Origin of the sequence: Streptomyces goshikiensis (assembly GCF_014650555.1) — a bacterium.
Lineage (GTDB): Bacteria > Actinomycetota > Actinomycetes > Streptomycetales > Streptomycetaceae > Streptomyces > Streptomyces goshikiensis.
In genome coordinates, this window is the sequence record NZ_BMVE01000006.1 from 25,429 (window position 1) to 48,487 (window position 23,059).

A 23,059-nucleotide genomic window follows, 5' to 3' on the forward strand; every position below is an offset into this window, starting at 1 on the left:
ACGAGGGGCGCCCGGGACCGCTCAGCGGTCCCGGGCGCCCCTCCGGCGTTCCCGGCCGGGTTTCCCCGCCCGGGCGGCTGCGGGCCGGTCAGGCCCGGCGGGTGAAGGCCTCGTACGCGTCGCAGACCTCGGCGGCGGGGCCGTCCATGCGCAGCACCCCCGACTCCAGCCAGATCGCCCGGTCGCAGGTGGCGCGGACGGTGGCGATGCCGTGGCTGACGAGGAAGACGGTGCCGGCGCGCTCGCGGAGCTCCTCGACGCGTTCTTGGCTGCGGCGCTGGAAGGCGGCGTCACCGGTGGCCAGGGCCTCGTCGATCATCAGGACGTCGTGGTCCTTGGCGGCGGCGATCGAGAAGCGCAGCCGGGCGCCCATGCCGGAGGAGTACGTCCGCATCGGCAGCGAGACGAAGTCGCCCTTCTCGTTGATCCCGGAGAAGTCGACGATGCCCTGGTAGCGCTCGCGGATCTGCCCGCGGGACATCCCCATCGCGAGGCCGCCGAGGATGACGTTGCGCTCGCCGGACAGGTCGTTCATCAGGGCGGCGTTCACCCCGAGCAGGGAGGGCCGGCCCTGCGAGTAGACCCGGCCGCGGGTCACCGGCTGGAGGCCGGCGATGGCTTTGAGCAGGGTGGACTTGCCGGAGCCGTTCGTACCGATGAGGCCGATGGCCTCGCCCCTGTACGCGGTGAAGCTGACGCCCCTGACGGCGTGCACCTCGCGCACGCCGGGGCCGGGGCGGCGGGAGAGGAGCCGGCCGAGGGCGGCGGTGGCGCCGCCCTTGCGGCCGCCTGCGTGGACCTTGTAGACGACGTGGACGTCGTCCGCGATGACGGTGGGATCAGCCACGGCCGTACTCCTCCTCGGCCTTCCAGAAGTAGAGGAACCCGCCGACGCCCGCGAGCAGTGCCCAGCCGATGGCGAGCGGCCACACGTGGTGCGGGAGCGAGCGGGCGGTGAAGCTGTCGATCAGCGAGAAGCGCATCAGGTCGATGTAGACGGCCGCCGGGTTGGCCTTGAGGGCCAGCGCCACCCAGTGCGGGAGGTCGTCCCGCTTCAGCACCTTGTCGATGGACCACATGACGCCCGAGGAGTACATCCAGGTGCGCAGGACGAACGGCATCAGCTGGCTGACGTCGGGGCTCTTGCTGCCGATCCGGGCCATGACGAGGGCGCAGCCCGCGCAGAAGACGGCCGTCAGGAGCAGGGTCGGGAAGGCCAGCAGCCAGGAGGGGCCCGGGGTCTGGCCGAGGGCGAGCAGCAGGACGACCAGGGTGCCCATGGTGACGAGCAGCTGCTGGAAGAGCTGGATGACGGTGGAGAGGGGCAGGCTGGCGCGCGGGAAGTGCAGGGCGCGGACCAGGCCGAGGTTGCCGTGGATGGCGCGGGTTCCGGCGTTGACGGAGCTGCCGATGAAGTCCCAGACGAAGATGCCGGTGAGCAGGAACGGGACGTAGTCCGGGACGTTGTGGCTGGCGTTCATGACGACGCCGAAGATGAAGTAGTAGACGGCGGCGTTGAGCAGCGGGGTCGCCAGGTGCCAGAGCTGGCCGAGCCTGGCCGTGCTGTACGTGGCGTGCATCCGGGCGGTGGCGTACGCGGTCACGAAGTGGCGCCGGCCCCAGAGCGCGGCGATGTAGCGGGTCAGGGAAGGCCGGGCGCCGCTGACGATCAGGCCGTGGGCCGCGGCCAGGGCGGCGGGGCTCGACGGGGCGGTGGCGCCCTTCGGGCGGCCCGGTCCGGGCGGCCGGGGCCGGGCGGGCGCGGTGGGAACGGTCACGGGGCGGCGCCCCTTTCTACGGTCTTCCACGGGCTTCCACGGCGTTTTGCGATGGAACGGGTCCGTATCGTCGCTACGGCGAGATTAGGGCGCGCCACGACGGAACGCAACCGTATCGTCGTGACGGGTGGGTGACGGCGTGCCCGGCTATGCTCGGTGCATGACCACGGATCCCGCCCCCGCCCCCTCCCGCCGCGCCCCCGCCGGGGCCGCCGTCCTGCGCGAGGACGTCACCGAGGCGATCCGGGCGGCCGTGCTGGAGGAGCTGGCCGCCGTCGGGTTCTCCCGGATGTCCATCGAGGGCATCGCGCGGCGCGCCGGGGTCGGCAAGACGGCCGTGTACCGGCGCTGGAAGTCGAAGCTGCACCTGGTCCTGGACCTGGTGGGCGCCTTCGCGGCGGACGGGCTGCCGGTGCCGGCCACCGGGTCCCTGTACGGCGACGTACGGGCGCTGCTGGAGGTCATGTCACACGTGCTGCGGCACCCGGTGGCCTCGGCGGTGATCCCCGACCTGCTCGTCGAGGCGGCCCGGAACCCGGAGATCGCGGACGCGGTGCGCGGCGCCCTGCTGGACGGGGAGCGGCGGATGGCCGAGGGCATCCTGACCGACGCGGTCGCGCGCGGGGAGCTCCCGGCCGGCGTGGACGCGGCGCGCGCCCTCGACCTGGCGATCGGGCCGCTGTACTGGCGCCAGGTGGTCGTCCGCGAGCCCGTCCCGGCGCCCTACCTGGACGACCTGGCCCGCTCGGTCGTCGCCGGCCTGAAGGACTCCCGTACCGCTTAGGCCCGCCGGCCCGGCGCGAGGCGGGCCGGCGTCAGCTCCGGGGAGCAGGGCGGCGCCGGGCGGCGGTCTTCGAGGGGGATCACCTCCGGGACCGGACCCGGCTGGCCGAGGAAGACGCGGCGGACCACCCGCTCGGCCGCGTGGCCGTCGTCGTGGGAGCAGAACCGGGCCCGGAACGCGGCGCGCAGCTGCGCCGAGCGGGAGCCCTGCCAGTGGCCCGTGGCGAAGATGTCCACCAGCTCGTCCTCGCTCCGGGCGATCGCCCCCGGTGGACAGGCCCGCAGGTCGAAGTACGTGCCGCGGGCGGCCTCGTACGCCTCCCAGTCCTCCGCGTGGATCACGATCGGCCGGTCCAGCGAGGCGTAGTCGAACATCAGCGACGAATAGTCCGTCACCAACGCGTCCGAGGCCAGACAGAGTTCCTCCACCGACGGGTGGGAGGAGACGTCGACGAGCCGCGGCCGCGCCTCGTGCGCAGAGGCCGTGTCCGCGTACGTCAGGTGCGTCCGCGCCAGGATCGTGAACCGCGGCCCCAGATCGCGCAGCACCCGCTCGAAGTCCAGGTGCTCCGGCCGGCTGCGCCGGTAGTCGCGGTGCGTGGGGGCGTACAGGATCGCCACCGCGCCCACCGGGATGCCCAGGCGCTCGCGCAGCTCCAGGACGTCCGCGCGGGTGGCGCTGTGGAAGACGTCGTTGCGCGGGTAGCCGTACTCCAGCGTCGTGTACGAGGACGGGACCGCCTTCTCCCACACCAGCGTCGAGTGGCGGTTCGCGGACAGCAGGAAGTCCCACTGGTCGGCGCCGCGCAGCAGCCCCGCGAAGTCCGTCGTCGGCGTCGCCGCCGGGCGGTCCAGGAGGTCCAGGCCGACCCGCTTGAGCGGGGTGCCGTGCTGGGTCTGGAGCAGGATCTGCCCCGGCCGCTTGACGAGGGCCCGGTCGAAGTTGACGTTGGTCACCAGGTAGGTGGCCCGTGCGAGGGCCGTCCAGTACGCGGCCGAGCCCGGGCGCACCACGGCCGTCTCCGGGGGCAGCGTGTCCGCGTGGGCCGGGTCGCAGATCCACGCCGTCCGCATCCGCGGCGCCAGCTCCCGCAGCTTGGCCTCGATCGCCGCCGGATTGCAGGCGTAGCCGCCGTGCCAGTACGCGGAGAACACCGCCAGCTCCGGCCACAGCGGGAGCAGCCGCTGGAGGCGGTAGTGCAGCCGCAGCGCCGCCTCCCGCAGCCCCCGCCCCGCGGACACCCCCGTCCGGGCCGCCGCCAGCGCGACCGCGCGGCCCGCCGACAGCGCCCGGTAGGCGTGCCGCAGCCCGAGCCGCATCAGCGCGTGCCGCACCCGGTCCGTCCGGGACGGCGCCGGAGCCGGGGACGGCGCCGCGCCGTGGCCGCCCGCCGGGCGGTGGCGCCGCAGCAGCAGGGAGGCCCGGCGGAAGAACTCCGCCCGGCTCGCGCGCGGCAGGCGGCGCGGATCGGCGTACAGGGCGCAGAAGTGCTCGGCCATCGCGCGGTGCAGCGCGGGGCGCCAGCGCTCCAGCTCGGGGCGGGTGGCGAGCCGGCCGAAGACCCGGTCGTACTGGTCGAAGACGTCGAGGTGGCGGCGGGTGGAGGTGGTCGGGATCGAGCCCGTCCGGCGCCGGCGGTCGTGGACGCAGACCCGGTCGAGTACGGCCACCGACTCCGCCGCCAGCAGGGCGGGACAGGTCCAGGGGGCGTCCTCGTAGAAGCCGGGCGGGAATTGGAGCCCCTCGCGCTCCACGTACTCGCGGCGGTACGCCTTGTTCCACACCACCATCGGCATGCCGAGCAGCGCCGGCCGGTCGGTGAGGCGGAAGCTGGCCGGGCCGTCCTCGCCGAGCCGGTGCGCGGGGCTGTTGCGGACGGTCTCGCCGCTCCAGAAGGTGCGCGCGTAGTCGTAGACGAGGACGTCGGGGGAGCCGGTGGCCTTGAGGCGGTCGGCGATGGCCTGGAGGGCGCCCGGGGCGAGGGTGTCGTCACCGTCGAGGAAGATCAGGTAGTCGCCGGTGGCCCGGGCCAGACCCGCGTTGCGGGCCGGGCCCGGCCCCAGGTTGTGCGCCAGGCGCACGCCCGTGACCCGGGGGTCGCGGGCCGCGTGGTCGTCGATGATCGAACCGCAGGCGTCAGGGGAGGCGTCGTCGACCGCGATCAGTTCCAGATCCGCGTACGACTGGGTCAGGACCGACTCCAGGCTCTCCTGGAGGTACGCCTGCACCTTGTACGCGGGCACGATGACGCTGAACCGGGGCACGGCACATCCAGGGGTCGGCGCGGGCATGTCCAACAGGAACCCCCGGTGTGGCGTTCGGGTTACGCCCCGCGCCCCGTTCGGGTCGCACAGCGTCAACTCCGCACGTCAACCGCATGATCAACAAGGGCTTCGGTGCCGTCACTTGATCGCTCCGGCCATCACCCCCGAGACGAACTGCCGCTGGAACGCGAAGAAGACGACCAGGGGCACGACCATCGACAGGAACGCTCCCGGCGCCAGCACGTCGATGTTGTTGCCGAACTGCCGGACCTGCTGCTGGAGCGCCACCGTGATCGGCGGGTTCGCCGAGTCCGCGAAGACCAGCGCCACCAGCATGTCGTTCCACACCCACAGGAACTGGAAGATGCCGAGCGAGGCGATCGCCGGACCGCCCAGCGGTAGGACCACCCGCGCGAACAGCCGCAGTTCACCCGCCCCGTCGAGCCGGGCCGCCTCCAGCAGCTCCCGCGGGATCTGCGCGAAGAAGTTCCGCAGCAGGAACACCGCGAACGGCAGCCCGAACGCCGTGTGGAACAGCACCACCCCCGCCGTCGTCTCGAACAGGCCGATGGTGCCGAAGAGTTCGGACACCGGGATCAGCGCGACCTGGACGGGAACCACCAGCAGACCCACGACGATCAGGAACAGCCAGTCCCGGCCCGGGAACTCCAGCCACGCGAACGCGTACCCGGCGAGCGAGCCCAGCACCAGGACCAGCAGCGTCGCCGGAACCGCGATCGCCACCGTGCTCAGCAGCGAACCCGTGATGGTGTCGTTGGCCAGCAGCCGCTCGTAGTTCTCCGCCGTCAGCTTCGACGGGGCCGTCAGCGCCCGCCACCAGCCGCCCTCGTTCAGCTCGGTGGGGGAGAGGAACGAGGAGATCAGCAGCCCGAGCGTGGGCAGCAGCCAGAACAGGGCCGCCAGGACCAGGAAGATCCGCAGGACGCCGCCGCCCGCCCGCGCGGCCCATCCGCGCACCGTGTTCATCGGCGGGCCTCCCTGCGCATCCGGCGGATGTTGTAGAACATGACCGGCGCCACCAGCGCCAGCAGCAGCACCGCGATGGCACTGCCCAGCCCCGGATCCGCGTTCGTCCCGAACGAGGTGCGGTACAGCTGGAACGCCAGGACGTTCGCGTCGTCCTGCACGGCGCCCGGCGCGATCACGAAGACCAGGTCGAAGATCTTCATCACGTTGATGACGAGCGTGACCAGCACCACCGCCAGCACCGGAGCCAGCAGCGGCACCGTGATCCGGCGGAACACCTGCCACTCGCTCGCCCCGTCCACCCGCGCCGCCTCCAGCAGCTCCCTCGGTACGGCCGCCAGCCCGGCCCCGATCAGCACCATCGCGAACCCGGCCCACATCCACACGTACGCCCCGATGATCGCCGGGGTGACCAGCGCCGGACCGAGCCACTCCACTCCCGAGTACGCCTCCCGGAAGTTCGAGGCGGGCAGCCGCAGCAGCGCCCCGTCGGCCTTCGCGGACAGCGTGAAGGTGCCGTCGGCGCGGGCCGTCGCCGCATCGACCACCCGGCCGTCCTTGACCGCCTCGATCCGCATCCCGGCATACGCGGACTCCGCCGGGTCGACCGTGTTCGTACGGCCCCCGCCGCCCCGGGTGAAGTCCTGCCAGGCCGTCCCGGTGACCCGGCCGGGCTCGGCACCCGCCGCCTTCGCCGGACGGGTCCCCTCCGGCAGCGCCTCGGCGGCCACCCCGACCAGCGGCAGCAGCACCGGCACCCCCGCCCGTACGGGATCACGCGTCACGAAGGCGCCCCCGTCGGCCGGGACCAGCGGGGAGTCCCGCCCCGGCCGGGCCTTCGGGAACGCCGAGGACTCCGCGAAGGTGTCGTGCACCCCGACCCAGACGGCGTTCGCGACGCCCCGGTGCGGATCGTGGTCGTAGACGAGCCGGAAGATGATGCCCGCCGCCAGCATCGAGATCGCCATCGGCATGAACACGAGCAGCTTGAACGCCGTCCCCCAGCGCACCCGTTCGGTCAGCACCGCGAAGATCAGGCCCAGCGCGGTCGCCGTCGTCGGCGCCAGCACCACCCACAGCGCCGTGTTCCGCAGGGCCGTACGGATCGAGTCGTCGCGCAGTATCTCCAGGTAGTTGTCCGCGCCGACGAAGGTGCCGCCGGAGCGGTCGAAAAGGCTCCGGTACACCGAGTAGCCGATGGGCTGCACGACGAGCGCGCCGAGCAGGACGAGCGCCGGGAGGAGGAACGCCGCCGCGACCAGGCGGCGGCGCCGGACCTCGGCGGACTTCGGCGAAGCCGTGGCCGCCACCGGATCAGCCCCCGTAGGCCTTGGCCGCTTCCGCCTCCAGCTTCGCCTGCGCCCCCGCCACGTCCGACGGGTTCGCCAGGAAGTCCTGGAGCGCCTTCCACTCGCCGGCGCCCGGCGTCCCGCCGAAGCCCGCCGGCGCCTGGTCCGACATGTCGAAGCGGAAATCGTCGCCCGCCGCGATCAGCGACTTCGCGATGTTCCGCTGGATGGCGTTCGGATAGGCACCCGGATCCACTGCCTTGTTCGGCGAGACGAACCCGCCCTCGCGGGCCTGGATCTCCGCCGCGTCCGGCGACGCCAGGAACGTCAGCAGCGCCTGCGCGCCCTTCGACGGCTTCAGCGCGACCGCCACGTCACCGCCCGAGACCACCGGCGCCTTGGCACCCACCGCCGGGAACGGGAAGACCAGGGCGTCCTCGCCCACCTTCGCCTCCGTCTGCGCGATGTTCACCCCCACGAAGTCACCCTCGAAGACCATCGCCGCCGCCGGCCGGTCGCCGCCGGTGAAGGTCTGCGTCACCGACTTCGGGAACTCCGTCGACAGCGCCCCGCTCTGACCGCCCGCCAGGAAGTCCTTGCGGCCGAACAGCTGGCCGAGCGTGGTCAGCGCCTGCTTGACGCTGTCGTCCGTCCACTTGATCTCGTGCTTCGCCAGCTGGTCGTACTTCTGCGGACCCGCCTGCGAGAGGTAGACGTTCTCGAACCAGTCGGTCAGGGTCCAGCCGTCCGCGCCGGCCACCGACACCGCGGGAGTGCCCGACGCGGACAGCGTGTCGGCCACCTCCAGCAGTTCCTTCCACGTCTTCGGCGGCTGGACCCCCGCCGCCTCGAACGCCTTCGCGTTGTACCAGATGAGCGACTTGTTGGCGGCCTTGTAGTACACGCCGTACTGGGTGCCGTCGACCGCGCCCAGCTTCTTCCAGCCCTCGCCGTAATTGGCGTTCAGCTGCGCCTGCGCCTCCGGCCCCACCGGCTGCGCCCACTTCTTCTCCACCGCCGCCGCCAGCGCGCCGACCTGCGGGAGCAGCGCCACGTCCGGCGGGGCGCCGCCCGCGATCTTCGTACCGAGGAAGGTGACGATCGGGTCCTGCGCCGGGACGAAGGTGACCGTGGCGCCCGTGCGCTTCTCGAACTCCTTGAGGACCTTGGTGAAGTTCTCCTGCTCCGGGCCCGTCCAGACCGCCGCCACCTCCAGCTTCTCGCCGGGCAGCTTCGGTAACTCCACCCGCCGTCCGGCCGGTGTCGCACCGCCGGGCGGGTCGGCCTTCTTGTCGCCGCCGTCCCCGCACCCGGTGAGCGCCAGCGCGCCCGCCGCGGCCAGGGCCGCCCAGGTACGGGCCCTGGCTCGGGCCCTCGTACGCCGCTTCGCGCTGCTGCGGCCCGTGGCGCCGCTCGCCGGCCCGCCTGTCGTCCGGTCCGTCGTCCGGTCCGTCGTACGGCCCGTTCCCTGCCGACCGCGCATGGTTACGCCCCCGATGCCTGTCCGCTGCCCGTGGTGTGTCCCGTGCCACAAGGTCTACGCCGAGCGGTCCGCCCCCGCAATACCGCGTCCCGGGATCCGGGTGGCCCGAAAGGGCCTACGGAGCGGCCGGGAACGGCACGGGTATCGCCGAGACCAGGTGCGCGGCCCGGTCCAGGGCACTGGCCAGCAGCGCCAGGTCCGTCGGTCCGTTGCCCAGCTCGCGCACCGGACGGCGGGCCGGAGGATCACCCATTCGCTCCCACTCCACCGGGACCACCGTCGGCCGCAGCGTCGCGGTGCGCGGGATCCGGCCGGTGACCCGGCCGCCCTGGAACGGCACCGCGGAGCCGTCGGCGCGCAGCAGCCGGCCGCGGCCGGGACCCGGCTGGTCGGGGGCGTCCAGCTCGACCCGCAGGGCCGTCAGCCGGGCGAGTTCGGTGTCCGCCGTCCGGTCCGGCCGGGCGCTGGTCGCCACCAGGTGCACGCCGAGCCGGACACCGTCACGGGCCACCGCCTCCAGGGCGCGGACCACCGAACCGGCGGCGGGCCGGCCCATGTTGCCGAGGCCGGGCGAGACCAGTGCGTCGAGGTCGTCGACCAGCACCACCAGACGGGGCAGCGGACTCGGCCCCGCCGCCGGCTCCGTGCGGAACGCGGCCGAACGCAGCCGGAGCGTGCCGGTGCGCTGCGGCTCCAGATCACCGCGCAGCTCACCGGAGGTGGGCCGGCGGGGCGCGACCATCCGGTCGCCGGCCTCGCGGCGGGCGTGCCACTCCGCGAACGGCACCCCGTCGAGGAGCTCCGCGCGGCGCCTGAGCTCGGCGCCGAGGGCCTGCGCGAACTCCCGCATGCGCAAGGGGTCCGAAGCCACGAGGTGCGCCGAGACGTGCGGCAGGTCGGTGCAGGGGCGCAGCCCGTCACCGCGCTCGCCGCCCGCGCCGTCGAGGAGGACGAGGCCGAGCCGGTCGGGGCGGGCCGCGGCGGCCAGGGAGGCGGCGACCGAACGCAGCAGCTCCGTACGGCCGCTCCCGGCGGGGCCCTCGATCAGCAGGTGCGGGCCGTCGTGGACCAGCTCGGCACCGACGGGGCCGCGCCGGCCGGCACCGAGGACGACCTCGACGAGCCCGCCGACGCCCTGGCCCTGCTCGGTCGCCGCCGCCCAACGGGCCATCAGGGACGCGGGGGTGGCCCGGGCCAGCCCCAGCTCGTCCAGCAGCCGCGAGGTCTGCGGGAGCGCGGCCGCGACGGTCCGGGACGGCTCCGCCTGCGAGGCGTCGGCCCGCAGCGGCGCGAGGGCGCGGGCGAACCGCTCCGCCCAGGCGGCGGAGACGGCGTCGGCGGTGGCGGTCTCGCCGGGCGGCACCGGCAGGCCGCCGCTGACCACGAAGGTCCGTACGGCCGTGGCGACGTCTCCGCTGAGCAGGGCGACCGCGCCGCACTCGCGGAAGGCGGGGGTGCTCGCGCAGGCGGTCTCGTACGTCTCGGTGAGGGGAGAGGCGGGGGTGGCGGACGGCGCGTCGGCCAGGCAGAGCAGGTGGATCCCGGCGGCGGGACCGTGGGAGGCGAGCCGGGCCGTGACGTCGCGCAGCGCGCCGGTGCCGGGGTCGCCGTCGAGGACGAGGAGGGTGTACGGGCCCTCGTACGCGGCGGCGGCCTCCCGTATGGCGGCGCGGTCGGCGCTCGCCCAGCCGGTACCGAGAGGACCGTCGTCGAGCCGCCGGGTCAGCTCCCCCGCCCGCGCGGCGGCCTGGTCCCGGTCGTACGCGAGCAGCAGCCGGCAGTCCTGGCCGTGCGCCGGGCGCAGGTGCGGCAGCCAGCCGAGCCAGCCCCAGTCGCGGCGCCGGTCCGCGAGGGCGCGGGCCCGGTCGGTGCTGATCAGTACGATCTCCAGCTGCGCCGGGGCGTGCAGCGCGGCGAGCTGGGCGATCACGGAGCGGGCGACGCCGGTGAGGCGGGCGCGGGGTCCGGCGACGCCGAGGGCGCCGACGTCCTGGAACGCGACCCGGCAGCCGGCGCCGAGGCCGACGTCGAGCGCGCCGGGGCGACGGGACCACAGCCGCCGGGTCGGTCCGAGCGCGGCGAGCAGCAACGCTGCCGGATCGTCGGCCGCGGGCCGCGCCGACACGGCTGCCGCCGCCGCCCGCACGTCCTCGGCCTGCCCGGCCTGCTCCCCCCGCACCCACTTCCGGGCCCAAGCCCCGATCCCCCGCCGCCGCGCCCCCTCGCCCCCGCCGCCGGCTTCCGAGCCCGCACCGAAGCGGTCCGCACCGGCTTCCGGACCCGCACCGGGACGCCCCGCACCGGGTTCCGAGCCCGCGCTGAAGTGGCTCGCGCCGGGTTCCGGGGCCGCGCCGAAGCGGTTCGCGCCGGGTTCCGGGGTCGCGCCGAAGTGGCCCGCGCCGGGTCTGGCGGGGCCGGCCGCGTCGGGTCTGGCGGGCCGGGCCGGGCCGGGGGCGCCGCCGCGCTGCGTCATGGGGTCTGCGGCCGGGCCGGCGGGGTGCGCGCCGCCGCGCGGGCCCGCGACGGGGGCGTCGGGGTGCGGGGTTCCGGGGCCGAGCCCCGAGGTGGGGCCGGGGACGGAGCCCCCGTTGCGGGAAGGGGCGGGGTGGGGGAGCAGCCCCTGCGCCCCGGACCGCGACCCCGCGTAACCGCCGGCGGAGCCGTCGGCGCGTCGCGCATCGGGGTACGCGCCGCCCCGCCCGTCGCCGGGCGCACCCGCGGCCGAGCGGCCCGCCGGGGGGATCGAGAGGTGGCCCTCCTGGTCCGGGGTGACCGGCAGCGGGATGCTCGCGCCGACGGTCAGCCGCAGGGTGGATTCGCCGACCCGGAGCAGGGCCCCCGGCGCGAGCGCCACCGCCCGTTCCCCGACGGCCACGCCGTCCAGCGTCGTCCCGTTCGTGGAGTTCAGGTCCGCCACGGCCACCCGGCCGTCCGGCATCACCGTCACCGCGCAGTGCGCCCGCGACACGTCCGGGTCGTCCAGCGGCACGTCCGCGTCCGCGGAGCGCCCGATCCGTACCGCTCCCGGGTGCAGCAGGTGCACCCCGCCCGCGTCCGGCCCCGCCACCACGTGCAGCTGGGGCGTCCCCAGGCCCTCCTCCGCGTCCGGCAGGACATCCGGCACCGGGCCGTGCAGCGCCAGCACCGCCCCGTCCACCAGCGGCGGCTCGCCCAGCACCCGCCGCTGCGGGTCGAGCCGCTCCGCCCCGGCGTACAGCACGACCGTGCCCCCGGTGTCGGGCCCGCCGACGGTGGCCGCGAGCCCGGAGGCCACCGCGGCGAGCGCGGTTCCGGCGGGCGCGGTGACGAGTACGTCGCAGCTCGTCGGCGCGGTGGCGGTCTGGTGGCCGCTGCGCGACCCAAGGACGGTCAGCCGGATCTGCATCGCCGTCAGCGGTCCCTTCTGCGCGGTGCTCGGTGCGCGGTGCGCGCGCCCGGCAGGGGGACGACAGGGGCGTGGCCGCCCGATCACCCCCCACCCGGCACGGCGCTTCGTCCGGTCAGGTCTGCCCGGAAGGCGGGCTCCCGTCCCGGCCCTTCCGTACGGGTGCATCCTCGCACCTGTCGCGGACAACACGCCCGGCACCCGACAAGAAATGATCTTGATCGATCGCGGGCCCGTCCACACCCCGCACAATTTCAGTCAGCAAGCCGAGGAAAATCGCCCCCGGCATACGCCATAAACATCACCCTTCGTACATATGTGCGGCAACCAACCTTTGGTGCCCCGCGTCTTCTCCTGGGACACCCCCTAGAGTGGGCCGGAAAAACGAACCACAGCAGGACGACAGCAGGGAGCGCGAGACGTGCGGCCAGTCGGCAGCAAGTACCTGCTCGAGGAGCCGCTCGGACGCGGCGCCACGGGCACCGTCTGGCGTGCCCGCCAGCGTGAGACCGCCGGTGCGGAGGCGGCCGTCGCCGGCCAGCCCGGTGAGACCGTCGCCATCAAGGTCCTCAAGGAGGAGCTGGCCCAGGACGCGGACATCGTCATGCGCTTCCTGCGCGAGCGCTCCGTCCTGCTGCGCCTGACGCACCCCAACATCGTGCGCACGCGCGACCTCGTGGTCGAGGGCGATCTCCTGGCCCTGGTCATGGACCTGATCGACGGCCCGGACCTGCACAAGTACATCCGGCAGAACGGCCCCTTCACCCCGGTCGCCGCGGCGCTGCTGACCGCCCAGATCGCGGACGCGCTCGCCGCCAGCCACGCCGACGGCGTGGTCCACCGTGACCTGAAGCCCGCCAACGTCCTGCTCGACGAGCGCGGCGGCCAGATGAAGCCGATGCTCACCGACTTCGGCATCGCGCGCCTCGCCGACTCCCCGGGCCTGACCCGCACCCACGAGTTCGTCGGCACCCCCTCCTACGTCGCCCCCGAGTCCGCCGAGGGCCGCCCGCAGACCTCCGCCGTCGACATCTACGGCGCCGGCATCCTGCTCTACGAGCTGGTCACCGGCCGCCCGCCGTTCGCCGGCGGCACCGCGCTCGAAGTGCTCCACCGCCACCTCAGCGAGGAGCCGCAGCGCCCGTCCACGCTGCCCGAGCCGCTGTGGACCGTCATCGAGCGCTGCCTGCGCAAGGAGCCGAACGAGCGCCCGAGCGCCGAGAACCTGGCCCGCGGGCTGCGGGTCGTCGCCTCCGGCATCGGCGTGCACTCCTCGCCGGAGCAGGTCGAGGCCGCGCTCGGCGTCGGCGCGCTGCTCGCGCCCGACCCCTCGCCCGCGCCCGTCCCGCAGACCCCGGGGGCCGCCCCGGCGGGCGCCGCGGCGGCCGGGGCGATGGACGCCTACGACCCGAACGCGATGACCAGCGTGCTGCCGCCGGTCGGCGGCGCCGACGCCACCACCGTGCTGCCCAGCACCGGGGCGCCCGGTCCGGACCCGACCTCGGTCATGCCGCCCGTGCGGCAGCCGGACGCCGCGCACCCCTGGCAGTCGCAGATGCGGGCCGCGCGCGACCGCAACGAGCAGACCCAGATGCAGTACCTCGACCCGAGCGAGGACCCGCTGCGCCGGCGCCCGCAGCGGCAGGCACCCCCGCCGCCGCAGCAGCGACCCCAGCAGCCCCAGCAGCCTCCGCAGTACCGCCAGGGCCCGCCTCCGCAGCAGTACCGGCAGCAGCCGCAGCAGCCCCCGCAGTACCAGCAGCCTCCGCAGCAGCAGTACGCCCCGCCGCCGCCTCCGCAGCACTACCAGCAGCAGCGCCAGCCCCAGCAGTACCAGCAGCCGCAGCAGCCCCAGTACCGCCAGCCGCAGCAGCAGCCCCCGCAGGCTCCGCCGCCGCAGCAGCGTCCGCCGCGCGAGCCGCGCGAACCGCGCCGCCGCAGCGCCAACCCGGTGCGGATCCCGGGCCTCGGCTGCCTCAAGGGCTGCCTGGTCCTGATCCTGCTGTTCTTCGTGGCCGGCTGGCTGGTCTGGGAGCTCACCCCGCTCCAGGAGTGGGTCGGCACCGGCAAGGGCTGGTGGGACCAGGTGGGCACCTGGGTCAGCGACGCCTACGACTGGGTGAGCTCGGTCGGAAACTCCGCGGACGGACCCCAGTCCTGAGCGGAGCGGGGGCCCCGTAGCGCCGAGTTCGTGGATTTGTCGACTTCTGGGACGTGATTTCGCCCGCAGAAGTGAAGGTCGCCGCGAATCGGAGCCCCTGCTGGCCTACAACCCCCATTCGGCCGCGTAGCTTTGGTGCGGTACGCCAGCCGCTGAGGGAGCAGTCGTGGCACGGAAGATCGGCAGCCGGTACACCGCGCACCAGATCCTGGGGCGCGGCAGCGCGGGGACCGTATGGCTGGGCGAGGGGCCTGACGGCCCCGTCGCCGTCAAACTCCTGCGCGAGGACCTCGCGTCCGACCAGGAGCTGGTGGGGCGGTTCGTCCAGGAGCGCAGCGCGCTGCTCGGGCTGGAACACCCGCATGTGGTCTCCGTCCGCGATCTCGTCGTGGACGGCAACGACCTCGCCCTCGTCATGGACCTGGTGCGCGGTACGGACCTCCGTACGCGCCTCGACCGCGAGCGGCGACTCGCCCCCGAGGCGGCCGTGGCGATCGTCGCGGACGTCGCGGACGCGCTGGCGGCCGCGCACGCGGCCGGTGTGGTGCACCGGGACGTCAAGCCGGAGAACGTCCTGCTGGACATGCAGGGCCCGCTCGGCCCCGGTGGCGCGCACCCGGCGCTGCTGACCGACTTCGGCGTCGCCAAGCTGATCGACTCGCCGCGGCGGACCTCCGGCGGACGGACCACGGCGCCCACGACCCGGATCATCGGCACGCCGGACTATCTGGCGCCGGAGATCGTCGAGGGGCTGCCGCCGCGGGCCGCGGTGGACATCTACGCGCTGGCCACGGTGCTGTACGAGCTGCTCGCCGGGTTCACCCCCTTCGGCGGGGGACACCCGGGGGCGGTGCTGCGGCGGCATGTGACGGAGACCGTCGTTCCGCTGCCGGGGATCCCCGAAGAGCTGTGGCAGCTGATGGTGCAGTGCCTGGCGAAGGCCCCGGCCTCGCGGCTGCGGGCCTCGGAGCTGTCGGTCCGGCTGCGGGAGCTGCTGCCGATGCTGGCGGGGATACCGCCGCTGGACGTGGACGAACCGGACGAGCCGGAGCAGCCGGAGCAGCAGGAGGAACCCGCCGCGGACCCGGTCCGGCGGCGGGGCGTGGTCCCGCTGGTGCCCGGTTCCGCGACGGACTCGAACCGGGACACGCACACGTCGATGCGGGTGCCGGGGCCGGACGAGCTGGCGGGCGGCGCGCTGGGGACGGCGCGGGTGCCGAGGCCCGCCGGCGGACACCGGCCGGGCTCGGCGCGGCACCGGGCGGAGACGGTGCGCAAGCGGAGGCTGGCGCTGTCCGCCGCCGCCGTGGTGCTGGTCGCGGCGGTGGGGGTGGGCAGCTGGCTGGCCTCCTCCGGCGACACGGCCACGCCGCCCGCCCAGGACGGCAAGAACTCCGCCCCGGCGAGACCCGCGCCGTGAACGCGGGCGGGGCCGGGGGACCGGCCCCGTCGGCGGCCGGTCAGGATTCGACGAGTTCCGGGTGCCAGCGACGGGCCACTGCGGGGTGCGCGCGGACCCAGCCCTTGAGTTCGTTGCGGCCGTACTCGGCGTGGAGCGGGTTCGACGCGTCGTGCGCGACGCCCGGCGCCGAGCGCAGGTACTCCCCGGGGACGGTCTCCACGACCGCGTCCAGCCGCGGGTTGTAGAAGAACGGCACCGAATAGCGCTCCACCGCGCCCGGCGGGCTCACCACGCGGTGGTCCGTCGCCGTCAGGTACCCCTCCGTCGCGATCTCCAGCAGCTCGCCCAGGTTCACCACGAACGCCCCCGGCAGCAGCGGCACGTCCACGTACGCCCCGTCCCGGACCACCTGGAGACCGCCCACCGAGTCCTGGAGCAGCAGCGTGAGGAACCCGTAGTCCTTGTGCGCGCCCACGCCCTGGTCCGCGCCCGACGGCGCCGATCCCGGGTACCGGATCAGCTTCGTGTGCAGGTGCGGCCGGTCCGCGAAGGCGTCGTCGAAGAAGTCCGCCGGGGCCCCGATCGAGGTCAGCAGCTCCCGCAGCAGCCGGTGGGCCACCGCCGCCAGCCGGGACTGCCACTCCAGCACCACCGTCCGCAGCTCCGGCAGCGCCTGCGGCCACTGGTTGGGGCCCTCCAGCCACAGGTACGGCGGGTCGCCCGGCCCCACCTGCGGCGCCGGCCGCTCCGCGCCCACGTCCAGCTGGTCACGCCAGTCCGAGGCGCCGCCCGTCAGCTCGTGCCCGATCCGGGTGTAACCGCGGAAGTGCGGGGAGTTCAGGTTGCTCACGGCCAGCCGGTCGGCCTCCGGGAGCGCGAAGAAGGTCCTGGTCAGCTCCAGGATCCGGGCGCTCTCGGCGGCGGTTATCCCATGGCCGGTGAGGTGCAGGAAGCCGGTGTCCCGGGCGGCCGCGTGCAGCTGCTTCAGGAAGTCGGCCCGCTCGGCGGGATCGTCGGCCAGGGAGAGGTCGAGAACGGGGAGGGAGTGCGCGGACGGCATGACGGCTCCGTTTCGGATGTCACGGGGTCCTGTTCCCGGGGTTGTCGGGACGGCGGGTGGAGAGGGCGCCGGCAAGGGTGGTGCCGGGGCTGCGGGGCCGCCTACAGGACCAAGTCGGATCGGTGTTGATCAGGCTCGTGCTCGGTCCGGCGGCAGACAGCTCGTCGTGGTGACACGCATGTGGTCCACATGGCGGCGCTTCACGAGTAGAACGGTCATACGGTGAGGGTACGCCCGTACCCGCCGTGGTCAGAACGGGCCGAGCCCGGCCTGGCCGGACGGGGCCGTCCGGCGACCGGCTACGCTGGACCCGTGGCAGTCGTCGATGTTTCCGAAGAGCTCAAGTCCCTCTCCTCGACCATGGGGTCGATCGAGGCCGTCCTGGACCTCGACAAGCTGAGGGCAGAAATCGCCGTGCTTGAGGAGCAGGCCGCCGCGCCGTCCCTGTGGGACGACCCGGAGGCCGCCCAGAAGATCACGAGCAAGCTTTCGCACCTCCAGGCCGAGGTCCGCAAGACCGAGACCCTGCGCGGGCGCATCGACGACCTCGCGGTGCTGTTCGAGCTCGCCCAGGAGATGGACGACGCGGACACCCTCGCCGAGGCGGAGAACGAGCTGACCTCCGTGCGCAAGGCGCTGGACGAGATGGAGGTCCGGACCCTGCTCTCCGGCGAGTACGCCGAGCGCGAGGCCCTGGTCAACATCCGCGCCGAGGCCGGCGGCGTCGACGCCTCCGACTTCGCCGAGCGCCTCCAGCGCATGTACCTGCGCTGGGCCGAGCGCCACGGCTACCCGACCGAGGTGTACGAGACCTCGTACGCGGAAGAGGCCGGCATCAAGTCGACCACCTTCGTGGTCAAGGCCCCGTACGCGTACGGCACCCTCTCCGTCGAGCAGGGCACCCACCGCCTCGTGCGCATCTCGCCGTTCGACAACCAGGGCCGCCGCCAGACCTCCTTCGCGGGCGTCGAGGTGCTGCCGGTCGTCGAGTCCAGCGACCACGTCGAGATCGACGAGGGCGAGCTGCGCATCGACGTGTACCGCGCTTCCGGCCCCGGTGGCCAGGGCGTCAACACGACCGACTCGGCGGTGCGCATCACGCACCTCCCGACCGGCATCGTGGTCTCCTGCCAGAACGAGCGCTCGCAGATCCAGAACAAGGCCAGCGCCATGAACGTCCTCCAGGCCAAGCTGCTGGAGCGGCGCCGCCAGGAGGAGCAGGCCAAGATGGACGCCCTCAAGGACGGCGGCAGCTCCTGGGGCAACCAGATGCGCTCCTACGTCCTGCACCCGTACCAGATGGTCAAGGACCTGCGGACGGAGTTCGAGGTCGGCAACCCCCAGGCGGTGCTCGACGGCGAGATCGACGGCTTCCTCGAAGCCGGCATCCGTTGGCGCAAGCAGCAGGAGCAGACCGCGTAACGCGGACGAACGTGTGAGCAGGGCCCGGACACCCCAAGGTGTCCGGGCCCTGTCGCATACGGGGCACGGGTACGAGTACGAGAACGTACGGGTACGGGTACGGGCTGTCGCCTAGGCGGTCTGCTGGGCCACCAGCGCCAGCGCCGCGACCAGCACCACCAGAAGCACGATGAGCGCCATGGGGTTCAGGTCGGTGAAGGGACCCTCCTGCTGGAGGCGCTCCCTGTTCGCCCGGCACACCGGGCAGCGGCCCTGGCTGACGGGTGCGGCGCAGTTCGCGCACACGAGCCGGTCATACGTCATGCGCTCCTCCTCTCGTCCCCTCGTACACCACACAACGGCTTGGGGAGCGAGGCCGTTCCCCTACCACTGTGCCAGCTCCCGCGACATTCGGCGCGGCCCGTCCGGGCAATCGCGGTCGGGCCCCTCCGGTACCGGGGGATATATCGGGCAACTCCGGCCGCCGGGTCCCCACTGCCCGCCCGTTCGCGTAGGGTCACGCACACCTACTCCCGGCGACCGTGGTGCACCCGTGATCCGATTCGACAGTGTCTCCAAGTCCTACCCGAAGCAGAACCGTCCCGCACTCAGAGATGTCTCCCTGGACATCGCGAAGGGCGAGTTCGTCTTCCTGGTCGGCTCCTCCGGCTCCGGCAAGTCCACCTTCCTGCGGCTCGTGCTGCGCGAGGAGCGGGCGAGCCACGGCCAGGTGCACGTGCTGGGCAAGGACCTCGCCAAGCTCTCCAACTGGAAGGTCCCGCACATGCGGCGCCAGCTGGGGACCGTGTTCCAGGACTTCCGCCTCCTCCCCAACAAGACGGTGGCCGAGAACGTCGCCTTCGCGCAGGAGGTCATCGGCAAGCCGAGGGGCGAGATCCGCAAGGCCGTCCCCCAGGTCCTGGAGCTGGTCGGCCTCGGCGGCAAGGAAGGGCGGATGCCCGGCGAGCTCTCCGGCGGTGAGCAGCAGCGCGTGGCCATCGCCCGCGCCTTCGTCAACCGCCCCGCCCTGCTGATCGCGGACGAGCCCACCGGCAACCTCGACCCGCAGACCTCCGTCGGCATCATGAAGCTGCTGGACCGGATCAACCGGACCGGCACCACCGTGATCATGGCCACGCACGACCAGCAGATCGTGGACCAGATGCGCAAGCGCGTCATCGAACTCGAACAGGGCCGTCTCGTCCGCGACCAGTCGCGCGGCGTCTACGGCTACCAGCACTGAAAGGCCCTGAGACGCGATGCGCGCCCAGTTCGTCATGTCGGAGATCGGCGTCGGTCTCCGTCGCAATCTCACGATGACCTTCGCGGTCATCATCTCCGTCGCCCTGTCGCTGGCCCTGTTCGGTGGCTCCCTGCTCATGCGCGACCAGGTCAGCGCCATGAAGGGGTACTGGTACGACAAGGTCAACGTCTCGATCTACCTCTGCAACGAGGCGGACGCCAAGGACAGCGCCGACGCCAAGGGCGGCCAGGCCGGCGCCGCGGGCGGGGGCGGGGGCGCGGTCTGTTCCAAGGGCGCGGTGACCGCCGAGCAGAAGAAGTCCATCGAGACCGACCTCAAGGCGATGGACCTCGTCGACTCGGTCCACTACGAGTCCTCCGACGAGGCCTACAAGCACTACAAGGAGCGCTTCGGCCACACCGCCCTGGCCTCGGTGATCACCCCGGACCAGATGCCGGACTCCTTCCGGGTGAAGCTCAAGCAGCCCGAGAAGTACAAGGTCATCACCAGCTCCTTCGCCGGCCGTGACGGCGTCCAGTCGGTGGAGGACCAGCACAACCAGCTGGACAACCTCTTCGGGATGCTCAGCGCGCTCAACTGGGCCGCCCTCGGCATCATGCTGATCATGCTGGTGGTCGCGCTGCTGCTGATCGTCAACACGGTGCGCGTCTCGGCGTTCAGCCGGCGCCGCGAGACCGGGATCATGAGGCTCGTGGGTGCCTCCAGCTTCTACATCCAGGTCCCGTTCATCATGGAGGCCGCGTTCGCCGGCCTCATCGGCGCGGTCGTCGCCTGCGGCATGCTCGGCGTCGGCCAGTACTTCGTGATCGACCACGGTGTCGCGCTCCGCGCGAAGATGGAGCTGATCAACTTCATCGGCTGGGACTCCGTCCTCACCAAGCTGCCGCTGGTGCTCGCCATCGGCGTGCTGATGCCCTCGCTCGCGGCCTTCATCGCGTTGCGCAAGTACCTGAAGGTGTGACAAGCGCCCCGTGCGCGGTCCGGTCAACCCTCCTTGCCGGCACGGGGCTTGTCCTAGACTCGGCGCCATGCCCGGTCTGCCCGCCCGATGTCCCCGGCCCCGCGACCTGCGTCGCGGGGCCGTTTTGACGTGGGTGTTCCTCGTGGCCGTCGGCGCCGCGGCGAGCACCGGATGCTGGGACCGCACCGGTGCCGCCGGCGCCGCCGGCAGCGCCGCCGTCTTACCTTCCGTCCGTACGAGCGCTCCCGCGCCGCAGGCGTCCCGCCCGGCCGGCACCGCCGACCGGGAAGCCGTCGCCCGCGCCGCCGCCGAGGCCGTCGCGGAGGGCAAGTCCGGCAAGAAGGCCGCCCAGGAGGTGGTCAGCCGCAGCGGGGACCGCTGGGGCGCCGTCTACGACCAGGGCGAGTACGCCGCCTTCGCCGAGGACCTCGACGGCCGCTGGACCGGCGTCGGGCTGTGGGCCGGGCGCGGCCGGGGCGGCCGCGTCGAGGTCGAGCGGGTCCAGCCCGGCGGGCCCGCCGCCCGGGCCGGGCTGCGCGCCGGCGACCGGCTGCTGAGCGTCGACGGGCACGCGGTCACCGGCCTCGCCGTCGCCGACGTGGTGGCCCTGCTCCGCGGGGCGGCCGGAACCCCGGCCGTGCTCTGCCTCAGCCGGGACGGCGCCGACTTCACCGAGACCCTGCGGCGCGAACAGCTGCGCGCCGAGCCCGTGACCGTACGGGAGCTCCCGGGCGGGATCACCGTCATCAAGGTCGCCTCCTTCACCCGGGGCTCCGGCGAGCGTGTGCGGGCGGCCGTGCGCGCGGCCCCGGCCGGCGCCCGCCTGATGCTGGACCTGCGCGGCAACCCGGGCGGGCTGGTTACCGAGGCGGTCACCGCCGCCTCCGCGTTCCTCGACGGCGGCCTCGTGGCGACGTACGACGTACGGGGCACCCAGCGCGCCCTGTACGCGGCCCGCGGCGGGGACACCACGCGGCCCCTGGTGGCGCTGGTCGACAGCGGCACCATGAGCGCGGCCGAGCTGCTGACGGGCGCCCTCCAGGACCGCGGCCGGGCGGTGGCCGTCGGGACCCGCACCTTCGGCAAGGGCTCGGTGCAGATGCCGACGCGGCTGCCGGACGGCTCGGTGGCGGAGCTGACGGTGGGTACGTACCGCACGCCGGGGGGCCGCAGCCTGGATGGCGCCGGCATCACCCCCGACGTGCCGGCCGACGAGGGGGCCGAGGAACGGGCCCGCACGGTATTGGGTGGCCTCGGGGTGGGTCCGTAGTGCGAAAATGACCGCACTATGGCTAAGGAAAAAGGGCGCAAGCTGATCGCCCAGAACAAGAAGGCGCGGCACGACTACACGATCATCGACACCTACGAGTGCGGTCTCGTGCTCACGGGTACCGAGGTCAAGTCCCTGCGCCAGGGACGTGCCTCGCTGGTGGACGGCTTCGTGTCGGTGGAGAGCGGCGAGGCCTGGCTCTACAACGTGCACGTGCCGGAGTACAGCCAGGGCACCTGGACCAACCACAGCGCCCGCCGCAAGCGCAAGCTCCTCCTGCACCGCGAGGAGATCGACAAGCTGGATTCGAAGACCGGCGAGACGGGCAACACGATCGTGCCGCTCGCGCTGTACTTCAAGGACGGCCGGGCCAAGGTCGAGATCGCGCTGGCGAAGGGCAAGAAGGAGTACGACAAGCGCCAGGCCCTGCGCGAGAAGCAGGACACGCGCGAGACGAACCGGGTGATCTCGGCCGTGAAGCGCAAGGAACGCGGTCAGCTGTAATCATCTGGCATCCCGTGGTCCACTTCGCGTACCATGGCGTCAGCGCACCGCCCCCGGGTGGTGCACTTTGAAAAAACAACATGGGGATGATCGGTTTCGACAGCGGATGTCGATGCAGGGGAAGCGAGCCGAGGAAGCGGCAATGATCTCGCTAACCACATGTCGCAAAAAATAATCGCCAACTCCAAGAGCGATAACTCCCGCTTCACCCTCGCTGCCTAATAACAGTGAGCTGAAGCCTCTGTGAGGAGCGTCAGCCCGGAAGTGGTCCCGGTCCGGATCCTGGCGTCAACTAGGGATCTAAACCTCTAACCCCGGTCACGGGGGCTGGAGGGAAATCAAACAGTGACTGAGCCCGTCGGAGACTTGTCCGTGTGATCTCCGGGGCCGAGAAACTCGTAGCGGACTGCGCTCGGAGAAGCCCTGCTTCTGCACCGTTGGACGCGGGTTCGATTCCCGCCATCTCCACCACCCCATGTGGGCAAAGGCCCCGCAGCCTCAAGCTGCGGGGCCTTCGTCATGCCCGGCCCGCGGCGTCAGTAGTGATACCGGGCCTTGAGCACCTTCACTTCCTTGTCGTCCGCCCGGTACACGAGGCGGTGTTCGTCGTCGATCCGGCGGGACCAGTAACCGGTCAGTTCGCCCTTCAGGGGCTCGGGCTTGCCGATCCCGGTGAACGGGTCGCGCTGGATCTCGCCGATCAGGCGGGTGATCCGACGGGCCGTCTTGCGGTCGGAGGAGAGCCGGAACAGGAAGTCCTCCCAGGCGGCGGGGTCGAAGTGAACGCTCCTCACTCCTCCCCTCCGGCCAACCGCCTCAGCTCTTCCATGGACTTGGTGACCGCGGGCGCGCCCTCGCGATCGCGGGCGACGGCCTCCATCAGCCTCTGGGCGTTGGCGGGGGAGCGCAGCAGGTAGACCGTCTCCTGCCAGGAGTCGTAGTCGTCGGCGGACATCAGGACGGCGTCGCCGTTCTTGGAGGTGATGCGCACCGGGTCGTGGTCGGTGTTGACGCGTTCGATCAAGGGGAACAGGGTCGCCCTGGCTTCACTGGCGCTTATCGACAT

19 protein-coding genes and 1 other RNA gene are annotated in these 23,059 nt (G+C 73.0%); 9 read left to right on the forward strand and 11 right to left on the reverse strand.

The annotated features are described in order from the left end of the window. Positions 1-88: 88 nt before the first annotated feature. Together IE248_RS18825 and IE248_RS18830 are read right to left on the reverse strand one after the other, a co-directional pair. A complete protein-coding gene (locus IE248_RS18825) occupies positions 89-847 on the reverse strand; it encodes an ABC transporter ATP-binding protein (protein WP_190031230.1) in 759 nt (252 codons plus the stop codon). Then, positions 840-1,778, reverse strand: coding sequence for an ABC transporter permease (locus IE248_RS18830; RefSeq protein WP_190031231.1), 939 nt, complete (start codon positions 1,776-1,778; stop codon positions 840-842). Before IE248_RS18830 ends, IE248_RS18825 begins: the two co-directional genes overlap by 8 nt. Positions 1,779-1,938: 160 nt before the next feature. On the opposite strand from IE248_RS18830, the gene IE248_RS18835 reads away from it, so the two are divergent. Beyond that, a complete protein-coding gene (locus tag IE248_RS18835) occupies positions 1,939-2,562 on the forward strand; it encodes a TetR/AcrR family transcriptional regulator (RefSeq protein WP_037797676.1) in 624 nt (207 codons plus the stop codon). On the opposite strand, the gene IE248_RS18840 is transcribed toward IE248_RS18835, so the two are convergent. From IE248_RS18840 to IE248_RS18860, 5 genes are all read right to left on the reverse strand, one after another. Beyond that, entirely contained in the window at positions 2,559-4,853 is a 2,295-nt protein-coding gene (locus IE248_RS18840) for a bifunctional glycosyltransferase/CDP-glycerol:glycerophosphate glycerophosphotransferase (RefSeq protein WP_190031232.1), read from the reverse strand. The genes IE248_RS18835 and IE248_RS18840 overlap by 4 nt on opposite strands. Positions 4,854-4,964: 111 nt before the next feature. Next, positions 4,965-5,813: a carbohydrate ABC transporter permease gene (locus IE248_RS18845; protein ID WP_073797450.1), complete on the reverse strand. Its 849-nt coding sequence runs from the start codon at positions 5,811-5,813 to the stop codon at positions 4,965-4,967. Beyond that, positions 5,810-7,123 (reverse strand): carbohydrate ABC transporter permease, encoded by a 1,314-nt coding sequence (locus IE248_RS18850; protein ID WP_073797451.1) that lies wholly within the window; start codon positions 7,121-7,123, stop codon positions 5,810-5,812. Before IE248_RS18850 ends, IE248_RS18845 begins: the two co-directional genes overlap by 4 nt. 4 nt (positions 7,124-7,127) lie before the next feature. After that, entirely contained in the window at positions 7,128-8,585 is a 1,458-nt protein-coding gene (locus IE248_RS18855; RefSeq protein ID WP_079196180.1) for an ABC transporter substrate-binding protein, read from the reverse strand. A 115-nt stretch (positions 8,586-8,700) separates the two neighbouring features. Then, the gene (locus tag IE248_RS18860) at positions 8,701-11,970 is read right to left on the reverse strand and encodes an FtsK/SpoIIIE domain-containing protein (protein WP_190031233.1); all 3,270 of its coding nucleotides are present in this window, start codon (positions 11,968-11,970) and stop codon (positions 8,701-8,703) included. A gap of 421 nt (positions 11,971-12,391) precedes the next feature. Here IE248_RS18860 and IE248_RS18865 point away from each other — a divergent pair, with 421 nt between their 5' ends. Together IE248_RS18865 and IE248_RS18870 are read left to right on the forward strand one after the other, a co-directional pair. Beyond that, on the forward strand, positions 12,392-14,131 hold the full coding sequence (locus IE248_RS18865) for a serine/threonine-protein kinase (RefSeq protein ID WP_190031234.1): 1,740 nt from the start codon (positions 12,392-12,394) through the stop codon (positions 14,129-14,131). Positions 14,132-14,297: 166 nt separating this feature from the next. Beyond that, a complete protein-coding gene (locus tag IE248_RS18870; protein WP_008743437.1) occupies positions 14,298-15,551 on the forward strand; it encodes a serine/threonine-protein kinase in 1,254 nt (417 codons plus the stop codon). Between the two features lie 40 nt (positions 15,552-15,591). Here IE248_RS18870 and IE248_RS18875 read toward each other — a convergent pair whose 3' ends face one another. Then, a complete protein-coding gene (locus IE248_RS18875; protein ID WP_190031235.1) occupies positions 15,592-16,593 on the reverse strand; it encodes an isopenicillin N synthase family dioxygenase in 1,002 nt (333 codons plus the stop codon). A gap of 312 nt (positions 16,594-16,905) precedes the next feature. Here IE248_RS18875 and prfB point away from each other — a divergent pair, with 312 nt between their 5' ends. Next, a complete protein-coding gene (prfB, locus tag IE248_RS18880; protein ID WP_008743439.1) occupies positions 16,906-18,015 on the forward strand; it encodes a peptide chain release factor 2 in 1,110 nt (369 codons plus the stop codon). A gap of 111 nt (positions 18,016-18,126) precedes the next feature. Here the strand turns inward: prfB and IE248_RS18885 are convergent, their stop codons facing one another. Continuing rightward, entirely contained in the window at positions 18,127-18,318 is a 192-nt protein-coding gene (locus IE248_RS18885; RefSeq protein ID WP_190031236.1) for a hypothetical protein, read from the reverse strand. 229 nt (positions 18,319-18,547) lie between these two features. Between IE248_RS18885 and ftsE the strand changes: the two genes are divergently transcribed. From ftsE to ssrA, 5 genes are all read left to right on the forward strand, one after another. Beyond that, on the forward strand, positions 18,548-19,237 hold the full coding sequence (gene ftsE / locus IE248_RS18890; RefSeq protein WP_008743441.1) for a cell division ATP-binding protein FtsE: 690 nt from the start codon (positions 18,548-18,550) through the stop codon (positions 19,235-19,237). 16 nt (positions 19,238-19,253) lie between these two features. Beyond that, a complete protein-coding gene (gene ftsX / locus IE248_RS18895; protein ID WP_008743442.1) occupies positions 19,254-20,219 on the forward strand; it encodes a permease-like cell division protein FtsX in 966 nt (321 codons plus the stop codon). 67 nt (positions 20,220-20,286) lie between these two features. Further along, positions 20,287-21,489, forward strand: coding sequence for a S41 family peptidase (locus tag IE248_RS18900; protein WP_190031237.1), 1,203 nt, complete (start codon positions 20,287-20,289; stop codon positions 21,487-21,489). A gap of 18 nt (positions 21,490-21,507) precedes the next feature. After that, the gene (gene smpB, locus IE248_RS18905) at positions 21,508-21,993 is read left to right on the forward strand and encodes an SsrA-binding protein SmpB (RefSeq protein WP_008743446.1); all 486 of its coding nucleotides are present in this window, start codon (positions 21,508-21,510) and stop codon (positions 21,991-21,993) included. A gap of 82 nt (positions 21,994-22,075) precedes the next feature. After that, positions 22,076-22,464: a transfer-messenger RNA gene (ssrA, locus tag IE248_RS18910) on the forward strand. Positions 22,465-22,529: 65 nt separating this feature from the next. Here ssrA and IE248_RS18915 read toward each other — a convergent pair. Then, positions 22,530-22,787, reverse strand: coding sequence for a Txe/YoeB family addiction module toxin (locus IE248_RS18915; protein WP_073797456.1), 258 nt, complete (start codon positions 22,785-22,787; stop codon positions 22,530-22,532). Continuing rightward, the gene (locus IE248_RS18920) at positions 22,784-23,059 is read right to left on the reverse strand and encodes a type II toxin-antitoxin system Phd/YefM family antitoxin (protein ID WP_008743448.1); all 276 of its coding nucleotides are present in this window, start codon (positions 23,057-23,059) and stop codon (positions 22,784-22,786) included. Before IE248_RS18920 ends, IE248_RS18915 begins: the two co-directional genes overlap by 4 nt.

Excerpts from the sequence above, each read along its gene's own strand:
- ftsX (WP_008743442.1), top strand. The coding sequence starts at position 19,254 with ATGCGCGCCCAGTTCGTCATGTCGGAGATCGGCGTCGGTCTCCGTCGC.
- IE248_RS18835 (WP_037797676.1), top strand. The coding sequence starts at position 1,939 with ATGACCACGGATCCCGCCCCCGCCCCCTCCCGCCGCGCCCCCGCCGGG.
- IE248_RS18845 (WP_073797450.1), bottom strand. The coding sequence starts at position 5,813 with ATGAACACGGTGCGCGGATGGGCCGCGCGGGCGGGCGGCGGCGTCCTG.
- IE248_RS18855 (WP_079196180.1), bottom strand. The coding sequence starts at position 8,585 with ATGCGCGGTCGGCAGGGAACGGGCCGTACGACGGACCGGACGACGGAC.
- IE248_RS18900 (WP_190031237.1), top strand. The coding sequence starts at position 20,287 with ATGCCCGGTCTGCCCGCCCGATGTCCCCGGCCCCGCGACCTGCGTCGC.
- IE248_RS18840 (WP_190031232.1), bottom strand. The coding sequence starts at position 4,853 with ATGCCCGCGCCGACCCCTGGATGTGCCGTGCCCCGGTTCAGCGTCATC.
- IE248_RS18860 (WP_190031233.1), bottom strand. The coding sequence starts at position 11,970 with ATGCAGATCCGGCTGACCGTCCTTGGGTCGCGCAGCGGCCACCAGACC.
- IE248_RS18885 (WP_190031236.1), bottom strand. The coding sequence starts at position 18,318 with ATGACGTATGACCGGCTCGTGTGCGCGAACTGCGCCGCACCCGTCAGC.
- smpB (WP_008743446.1), top strand. The coding sequence starts at position 21,508 with ATGGCTAAGGAAAAAGGGCGCAAGCTGATCGCCCAGAACAAGAAGGCG.
- IE248_RS18875 (WP_190031235.1), bottom strand. The coding sequence starts at position 16,593 with ATGCCGTCCGCGCACTCCCTCCCCGTTCTCGACCTCTCCCTGGCCGAC.
- IE248_RS18920 (WP_008743448.1), bottom strand. The coding sequence starts at position 23,059 with ATGTCGATAAGCGCCAGTGAAGCCAGGGCGACCCTGTTCCCCTTGATC.